Source organism: Clostridium psychrophilum, from assembly GCF_018861705.1.
GTDB lineage: Bacteria > Bacillota > Clostridia > Clostridiales > Clostridiaceae > Clostridium_AD > Clostridium_AD psychrophilum.
Genome location: NZ_JAHLEC010000129.1, coordinates 1 through 8,480, shown reverse-complemented (window position 1 = coordinate 8,480; position 8,480 = coordinate 1). Strand labels below are relative to the sequence as shown.

Below are 8,480 nucleotides of genomic sequence, written 5' to 3'. Positions count from 1 at the left end.
CCTATGCTATCCTCAATATAGAAAGCTCGAAGAAATTCTGGGGTGAAGTTGATATATGCATAAAAATGAACCTAGAATTAGCAATGGCTTGAGAGTTTCCGAGAGTACTATTAGATTATACAAGGGGGGATTATTAAATGATAGTTGTTACAACTGAAAATATTACAGGGTACAGGGTAATAGAAGTAAAAGGTCAGGCTTTTGGATTAATTGTAAGAAGTCGTGGATTAGGTGGAAACATAATGGCGGGGTTAAGAAGTCTAGTGGGTGGAGAAATTCATGAGTATACAGCAATGCTTGAAGATGCACGTAAACAAGCGATTGATAGACTAGTTAAAAATGCAACTGAAATGGGGGCGAATGCGGTGGTAATGATGCGATTTGACTCTAGCGAGATTGGCCAGAATATGAGTGAAGTGTTGGCTTATGGTACTGCCATAATAATCGAAAAGGAATAAAGATATGAGAATAGCACTTAACTTTTATTTCATATTTGAAATAAGCATAGTTATTTTTGCTGTAATAACCTATGTATTTTGGGATAAAAGATATAGAAAAAACCATGGTTCAGATATTCCAGAAGGATTCGAAAAAACCGAAGAAATAAGTATTGACCCAAGTGATGGAAGAAGATTAAGGGTTTACTACAATAAAATAACTGGTGAGAGGTTTTATTTTGAAGAAAAAAGTAACTAAGTTGCGCATAAAAACCACATAAGAAAACAAAACAAATGCCGTGGAATTGAGTTTTCACGACATTGTGTTTTTTACATTGCAGTATTTAAAGATTTATACGGAAACTTATGGGATTTGGTTCAGTTTAAAGAAACGCATCCAATTGCTCAAAGAGTAAAATAAGCATAAGTTGTAGCGACCTTAACAAATAATATTCTTATATTGTGTGACTAATTGTAAAGTATTGCATTTCATTATTAAATAGTAAACTCGGATTCTTATAAACAATATGGGGGGACGTTATGAAATTATTAAGACCGACTATTGAATATAAACAACAAATTTTAGAATATAAAAGCGAATTTGTGGAGAGTGGTGAGGATATGGCGGGCACATCATATTTGCACAAATATGATGTTTATGAAGAATGGATGAAATTTATATTGGATAACGAAAACGAAAGTACAAAACATACTGAAGTAGTTGCAAGTGTACTCTTAGCAATAAGCGAAAAAGATAATAAATTACTTGGCATGATAAATATTAGGCATACGTTGAATGAATATTTATATAGTTACGGGGGGCACATTGGATATAGTGTAAGAAAGATTGAACGTAGGAAAGGGTATGCTAAGGAAATGCTGAAAATTGCATTGGATGAATGTAGCAAATTGGAAATGAAAAAAGTTTTAATTACATGTGACGCTAATAATATTGCTTCTGTAAAGACCATAAAATCTTGTGGCGGAATATTAGAAAATGAAGTTTGTAATGATGGGAGATTAATTCAGCGATATTGGATTGAATTATGAGCATATATGAAAGTAATTTAGTTCACACTTGTGATTATAGAACGTATTAATAAGAAAAACCGAATTGGGGGTAATTCTGTGGAAGCAACTATAAGACATGCAGTAGACAGTGATAAAAGTGTCATTCTTGATTATGCAGTTAAACTAAGCATGTTTAACCGAAACAGCCATAATAAAGAATGTAAATATGATGATTTTGATTTTGTTATTCAATCAATACAAACACATACCGAAGAAAAGTTTAATAATAGGGATGAAAATACTTCATTTTTTATAGCAGAATTAGATGGTAACCCAGTAGGGTATGTTTTAGGAAGGATATTGGAAGAAATTGAAGTTTCTGATAATGGAAGGGGTAGAAAAGGGTTACTTGATGAATTATTTCTAGATGAAACATCAAGAGGGCTTGGGATAGGGCAAAAATTATTAGATGAAACAATAAAGTGGATGAAAACACAAACTATTAATAGAATCAAATTACATGCCTATGCTTGGAATAATAATGCTAAAAAATTATATGAACGAAATGGATTTAGCCAATATGCAGTGTCATATGAAAGATTTATTTAAGGAGATTATTTCTGATCTGCTAACTATTTTGCAAAGAGATAACATCTATTATTATGTATCACCAATAGCTTAGACTAATGAAGAAAGGGCAATAGCAACATTTTCATTTGAATATTCCGCTGTTAATGCTTATGGATTCTGTATAGCAGCTTACCCGTTTTGATTACGAGCTTACCGTTAATGGTATTAGATTTACACCTATGTCATATTTATTAAAGTAACGAAAAAATCAAGTCTTGTTGTTGGAGTGAAGACGTAATGTTCATTTACTGTTTAACAATAGCATACAAAGATGAGGTAAGGATTGTTTATATGATTTATGGATGGGGGAAAAGCAGATGATATTTAAACAATTTGGGAATAAGAGTATGCCTGTTATTATTTTTCTTCACGGTGGTGGATTATCATGGTGGTCATGGAAACCACAAATTGAAGAATTACAGAAAAAGTATTGTATTGTAACGCCTATTATTGATGGTCACGGGGAAGCTTGTGATACCACTTTTGTAAGTATAAAAAAATCAGGTGAGCAGGTTATTAAATATATAAAAGATAATTGTAATGGAAAAGTTTTCGCAATCTGTGGTCTATCTATTGGGGCCCAAATAACTGTTGAAATATTATCTAAAGAATGTGATATTACAGATAATGCTGTTATAGAAAGTGCTTTGGTTTACCCTATAAAGATGACAAGTGCATTAACTGTACCAATGTTTAATATTTCTTATGGGTTAACTAAAAAAAGATGGTCTGCGAAGTTACAGGCTAAATCATTGAATGTACCAGATAATTTATTTGAGATTTATTATGAAGAAAGTTCAAGGATGACAAAGAAATCATTAATAAATATTGCTATAAGTAATGGAAATTATCCAATGCCGAAAACTTTGTGTAATACAAAAGCAAAAACATTAATATTAGTTGGTGAGAAAGAATTATCGGTAATGAAAAAATCTGCATTTTTACTACACGAAACTATTAATGGTAGTTTTTTAAAGATAATTAAGAAAAGTGGGCATGGTGAAATTAGTCTAATCTATCCAAAAAAATACATTAATCTAATGCAACAACTTTTTTCAAATAGTATAAAAGAAGAATAATCTATATGGTGAATATGATAAAACAGGAAAAGTGAAACACTATTGTGAAGAATGGTCAAAAAAAGAGGGCTATCCTTTGCATATAATCAAAGATGTGTCATATTTTCTAATGCGGATAACAATGATGATGTTAATAAGGAAATAAATAATTTCATTTGTTAATTATTAGCATAATGAATAATTATATTTAAGTTAGATCATGCATATACTGTGTCATAACAATGAAATAGTGGAAAGAAGAGAGGATGGAGAGAAAATAAAAATTATAGATAAATGACTAGAACAATGTAAAGAGCTGAAGGGGTTAGCATGTATTTTTATGATAAAATATTACTTATAAATAGTTAATTAATTTTGACTTTATAATATTAAAATAATTGTAGGATAATACAAAGAAAGTTTTTATTATGAGAGGTGGAAAACATGAGGACGGTAGTGATATATAAGTCAAAAACAGGTTTTACAAAAAAATATGCAGAATGGATTTCTGAGGCGTTATCAGCGGATATTTTTGATGCTTCAAAGGCTGATATAGATGTAGTTAAAGCATATGACATCGTGATTTACGGCGGAAGTTTGTATGCGGTTGGCATAATTGGAGTAAAATATATAACACAAAATCTCGACAAACTTAAAGGTAAAAAAGTCGTTGTTTTCGCAACGGGAGCATCCCCATCGAGTGAAGAGGTAATAAGTGAAGTAAGAGATAAAAATTTTACTCCCGAAGAACAGAAACAGTTACAGTTCTTTTATTTAAGGGGTGGCTTTGATTATAGTAAAATAAACCCTTTTGATAAAGCACTTATGACATTACTAAAATGGACGATTAAGATGAAAAAAGAATTAACACCTGAGGCAAGAGGTATGTTATCCATGTATGACAAGCCAGTAGATTTTACAAGAAAGAAGAATATAGATCAAATAATAACTTATGTTAATTCATAAAATTGCTGTCTATGATAGACCCGGATATGGATGACGGTGCATCACCGGATTTTTGCATTAAAATTAAAGACCCTATGGCAACTTCCCAATATGTAATGCAATTTATAAATAATACTGGATTATTAAGAATTAGTAGTTATTTGATGAATTAAGGAATTAAAGATACAAAATATTTGAGGTAAAACATGTACTATGAAAGAAAAGCATACGGAGATGGTATTTTCACCTCATTGTGGAGCGAGCGATATCAAAGTATGGATATGCTATAAAGAATTATACAAATAGCGTTGACTAAGATAGAGATGAATGAGGTGGTGATAAGGGTATGATTATAAGAAAAGTTGAAGTTAAGGATTCGAAAAAATTTTTAAATATGTTAAAGTAATTGGACAATGAAACAAACAATATGATGTGGGAACCAGGAGAAACAAAAACTACTATAGAAGAAATGAATTCTAATATTAATAATATAAGTGGTTCAAAATCGTTAAGATTAGTAGTAGAAGACAAAGGAAACATAATTGGATTTTTATCATCTGAACGGGGGTTTGCTAAAAGAATAAGTCATAGGGCATATATAGTTATTGGTATATTAAAAGATTATAGGGGCAAAAAAATTGGAGTAAAACTATTTTAAGAGTTGGAGAAATGGGTATTAGAAAATAATCTTACAAGATTAGAATTAACTTTGATGGAAAATAACGTAGCTGCAATAAAATTATATGAAAAAATGGGGTTCAAAAGAGAAGGTTTAAAAGAAAACCCACTTATAGTTAATGGAAAATATGTCTCCGAATATTATATGGGAAAAATCATTTAATTACTATGCAGAAGATGAAAACAATATTTACGTAGTTAAATGAAATGTTCATTTATTATCCAAAAAAATTATTTAATTGTGCATTTGAAAAGTGGGCAAAACTTTTTAAAAGAGTAAATAATAGTAGATTTGGGAAAAATAAAATGAAATGGATAGACAATACTTAAAAATAGCTGAGAAAATTCTAAAAAGAGGATATTATGCTCAAAATCGTACTGGAGTTGCAACTTATAAGCTCCCTCACCAAATTATGCAATTTGATTTAGAAGAAGAATTCCCAATACTAACAACTAAAAATGTTGCGTTTAAAACAGCAGTAAAAGAGTTGTTTTGGATATTCAAAGACCAATCTAATGATGTTAAAAAACTTCAAGAACAAAATGTGCATATTTGGGATGAATGGGCATACGACGATGGAACAATTGGTAAGGCATATGGTTATCAAATAGCAAAATATCATCAAATTGATACTCTTATTGAGGCTTTAAAAAACAATCCTCAAGATAGAAGAATGATGATGAATCTTTGGAATATAGAAGACCTTCCAGAAATGGCGCTTCAACCATGTTGTTTTTTAACTCTTTGGGATGTAACTGATGGGAGACTTAATTGTATGTTAATACAACGAAGCGGTGATATGGCACTTGGAGTTCCATTTAACACCAGTCAATATGCAGTATTAGTTCATTTAATCGCGCGAGTTACAGGACTAAAAGCAGGCTTATTTACTCATGTTATTAATAATGCTCATATATATGAAAATCATATTCAAGGTTTAAAGCTACAGATTTCAAGAAAACCAAAAGCTTTAGACGCTCCCAAACTTTGGATTAACCCAGAAATTAAAAACTTCTATGATTTTACACCAGAAGATGTTAAACTTATAGATTATAAGCACCTTGGAAAAATAGATATGGGGAGTGTGGCTGTATAATGCTTACATGTATTGTTGCAATTGGAGATAATTTTGCTATTGGTAAAAACAATAATTTACTTTGGCATTTTTCAAAAGATTTAAAAAGGTTTAAGCAAATAACTACTGGAAATACTATTATAATGGGAAGAAAAACATTTGAATCTCTTCCTGGTATTCTCCCTGGTAGGCACCATGTTGTCATTACACAAAACAAAGGGTTTGTAGTAAATGATGAAAGAGTAACTATAATAAATTCTAAGGAAGCACTACTTGATTATTTAGATGATAGTAAAGAATATTTTGTTATAGGCGGAGGAGAAATATACAAGCTATTGTTACCTTATTGTAATAAGATACACTTAACACAAGTACATAAGGAATACGATGCTGAGGTATTCTTTCCTATTTTAGATTATTCAAAGTGGAATATTAAAGAAGAAGAAACTGGATTTATTGATGATGCTAAAACAACATCATTTAGTTTTTTAACCTTGAAAAGGACTAGCGGGCTAAAATAATACATTATGATTATGTTAAGAATAGTTACTATATTTATGAGTACACCTATATTACTCTTTACTAATTAATTCAAGCATCATTTAGAGTGAGCAATGAAAATGAAAAAGTATGATTCGTGCTGTGGAGCAATCCAGAGCATTTTTTTATATTTATCAAAAAAACGAGTAAAAGGTAGGATAAGACATTAAAAATATATAATTATATGTAAATATGGAGCTTATTTGAAATAAACGGTATAATAATGAGAAGGGGGAAAGTTGGTAGATCCACAAGTAGGCATACTAAAGAGTTTAGTTGCAGTGGATATGAGGGCAGGTACTTATAAAATTAGTTAATCCAAGGATAATTAAGCATAAAGGTATACAGAAAGTTATGTTTGATTAATGATATAATTGTAATAGAAATTTAATCTCATTTATTAAAAAATATATGATTGATTTTAAAATAATCTTTGTAGTATTTTTAAAATTATAATATATTTTAAAAGACAAGTGGTATTAATTTCTATATAGAATGTATGGTTATTTACAATATAAATAAAGCTAAGGATAGGAGAGATATAAATGGCTGAAATAAAATATGATATATTAAAAAAACTGGGAATATTATCGGAGGGTTCTAAAGGATGGAAAAAGGAAGTAAACATAATAAGTTGGAATAATAAGAACGCTAAGATTGACATGAGAGACTGGGATGAAGAACATATAAAGATGAGAAAAGGTATTACATTGAATAAAACCGAATTAAAACAGTTAAAAGAGATTTTAAATCAAATTGATATTGATGAATTGGATATGGAGTAATAATTGTAGATGACTGCTTGAATTTTTATTGTGGTCATTCTATAATATAAATTTGAGAAAAAATTTAATTAAACAGTAGAACGTATAGTAGATATAAGGAGTATGATAAATAACATGAAAATATTAATGAAAAGTGCCTTGAAGGATAAAGAATTTTCGGCAAGAAAAGCATTAGATGAAAACAATATTGAAGTTCAACTATTTGAAGGATTTTATGGTGAAGAAATATCACTTGATGAATATCTTGACACAATAATTAACTCAGGACTAAATATAAGTGTAATACATACGCCATTAGTAGAGGGCGAGGCCGTAGAAATTGATAGATTTTATGAAAAAAGAATAAAAAATGTTTTTTATAAAACATGTGAACTATCAAATATGTTAGGGACTAAATTGAAGAAGAATATACTTGTCATTGTTCATTGTTCAATGAGTTTTAAAGAAGATATAAAAAATCCTAATAAAATAAAGCTTATTGATGATACATTGTTATATGCGTTAAACAAATATTCTAATATTTCAATCGCTATTGAAAATGTAACACCTATAGTAACCAATCGCACAGGATTTTATGGTAGAGGGGGTTTTTTAAACGATAGTTGTTTGTATGTTAGTTATTTTATAAATAAATATGGATTTAAAGATCGAATAGGCACAGTTTTAGATACTTGTCATGCTTTAACTACTATAAAATTATTACAATATTGCAAAATAGACGTAACACTTGAACAATATTTTGACTGGAACAAACAAAATGTAAAATTAATTCATTTAGCCAATATAGGTGATAATGGGTACGGTAAAGATAACCATGGAATAGGATTTATTGAAGGGGACGACTTGGTAGTGCTGAATGATATAATGAAATTATATTTTAAGTATAATTACAGTTGTCCTATTACGATAGAGGTTATAGAGAAAGAATATATTAATCCATTAAACTACTTAAAAACAAAAGAAAATTTATTGGAAATATTGGAATAGTACTATATAAAGAGTTGTTTTAAAGCAATCTATAATAATGAGGGGAAGTCTAATTAAAAGGCCTTCCCTTAAAGTCGTCCTAGTATAAAATATATTTAGACAAATTCTAATATTAAAGGTAAATATGTGTTTAATTAAATAAATATTACTAATGTGTATGAAAACTTGGTATAATGTAATAAATTTTAAATTACAAGTATTTACTGCTTATATATATCCATTTGTAAGCGTCAAATATTACCCACATTCCCATGTTTTTAAATTTATGAGATAATAATCTCAATGCAAGGAGGTTATTATTATGGCAAGAACAAAAGTCAACTTCATGTGGCA

Annotated in this window: 11 protein-coding genes and 1 pseudogene; all 12 read left to right on the top strand. The window is 29.4% G+C overall.

Annotated features, from left to right (window positions below; genetic code table 11):
* Nucleotides 1–137 precede the first annotated feature (137 nt).
* Nucleotides 138–458, top strand: a complete 321-nt coding sequence (locus KPL38_RS17005) for a heavy metal-binding domain-containing protein (protein ID WP_216290333.1) — start codon at nucleotides 138–140, stop codon at nucleotides 456–458.
* Nucleotides 459–462: 4 nt separating this feature from the next.
* Entirely contained in the window at nucleotides 463–696 is a 234-nt protein-coding gene (locus tag KPL38_RS17000; RefSeq protein WP_216290332.1) for a hypothetical protein, read from the top strand.
* 281 nt (nucleotides 697–977) lie between these two features.
* A complete protein-coding gene (locus KPL38_RS16995) occupies nucleotides 978–1,487 on the top strand; it encodes a GNAT family N-acetyltransferase (protein ID WP_216290331.1) in 510 nt (169 codons plus the stop codon).
* Between the two features lie 78 nt (nucleotides 1,488–1,565).
* Complete coding sequence (locus KPL38_RS16990) at nucleotides 1,566–2,057, top strand: GNAT family N-acetyltransferase (RefSeq protein WP_216290330.1); 492 nt, start codon at nucleotides 1,566–1,568, stop codon at nucleotides 2,055–2,057.
* A gap of 338 nt (nucleotides 2,058–2,395) precedes the next feature.
* The gene (locus KPL38_RS16985; RefSeq protein ID WP_216290329.1) at nucleotides 2,396–3,157 is read left to right on the top strand and encodes an alpha/beta fold hydrolase; all 762 of its coding nucleotides are present in this window, start codon (nucleotides 2,396–2,398) and stop codon (nucleotides 3,155–3,157) included.
* A 423-nt stretch (nucleotides 3,158–3,580) separates the two neighbouring features.
* Nucleotides 3,581–4,102: a flavodoxin domain-containing protein gene (locus KPL38_RS16980; RefSeq protein WP_216290328.1), complete on the top strand. Its 522-nt coding sequence runs from the start codon at nucleotides 3,581–3,583 to the stop codon at nucleotides 4,100–4,102.
* A 26-nt stretch (nucleotides 4,103–4,128) separates the two neighbouring features.
* Nucleotides 4,129–4,254 (top strand): hypothetical protein, encoded by a 126-nt coding sequence (locus KPL38_RS20120; protein ID WP_281419366.1) that lies wholly within the window; start codon nucleotides 4,129–4,131, stop codon nucleotides 4,252–4,254.
* 254 nt (nucleotides 4,255–4,508) lie between these two features.
* A pseudogene (locus KPL38_RS20415) lies at nucleotides 4,509–4,922 on the top strand (GNAT family N-acetyltransferase).
* Between the two features lie 148 nt (nucleotides 4,923–5,070).
* Nucleotides 5,071–5,856 carry a thymidylate synthase gene (locus KPL38_RS16970; RefSeq protein WP_216290327.1) on the top strand — a complete coding sequence of 262 codons (786 nt, stop codon included), beginning with the start codon at nucleotides 5,071–5,073 and terminating at the stop codon, nucleotides 5,854–5,856.
* The gene (locus KPL38_RS16965) at nucleotides 5,856–6,356 is read left to right on the top strand and encodes a dihydrofolate reductase (protein ID WP_216290326.1); all 501 of its coding nucleotides are present in this window, start codon (nucleotides 5,856–5,858) and stop codon (nucleotides 6,354–6,356) included. The genes KPL38_RS16970 and KPL38_RS16965 overlap by 1 nt, the downstream gene beginning before the upstream one ends.
* Nucleotides 6,357–6,920: 564 nt before the next feature.
* Complete coding sequence (locus KPL38_RS16960) at nucleotides 6,921–7,160, top strand: YdbC family protein (protein ID WP_216290325.1); 240 nt, start codon at nucleotides 6,921–6,923, stop codon at nucleotides 7,158–7,160.
* Nucleotides 7,161–7,274: 114 nt separating this feature from the next.
* On the top strand, nucleotides 7,275–8,147 hold the full coding sequence (locus KPL38_RS16955; RefSeq protein ID WP_216290324.1) for an IolE/MocC family protein: 873 nt from the start codon (nucleotides 7,275–7,277) through the stop codon (nucleotides 8,145–8,147).
* Nucleotides 8,148–8,480 lie beyond the last annotated feature (333 nt).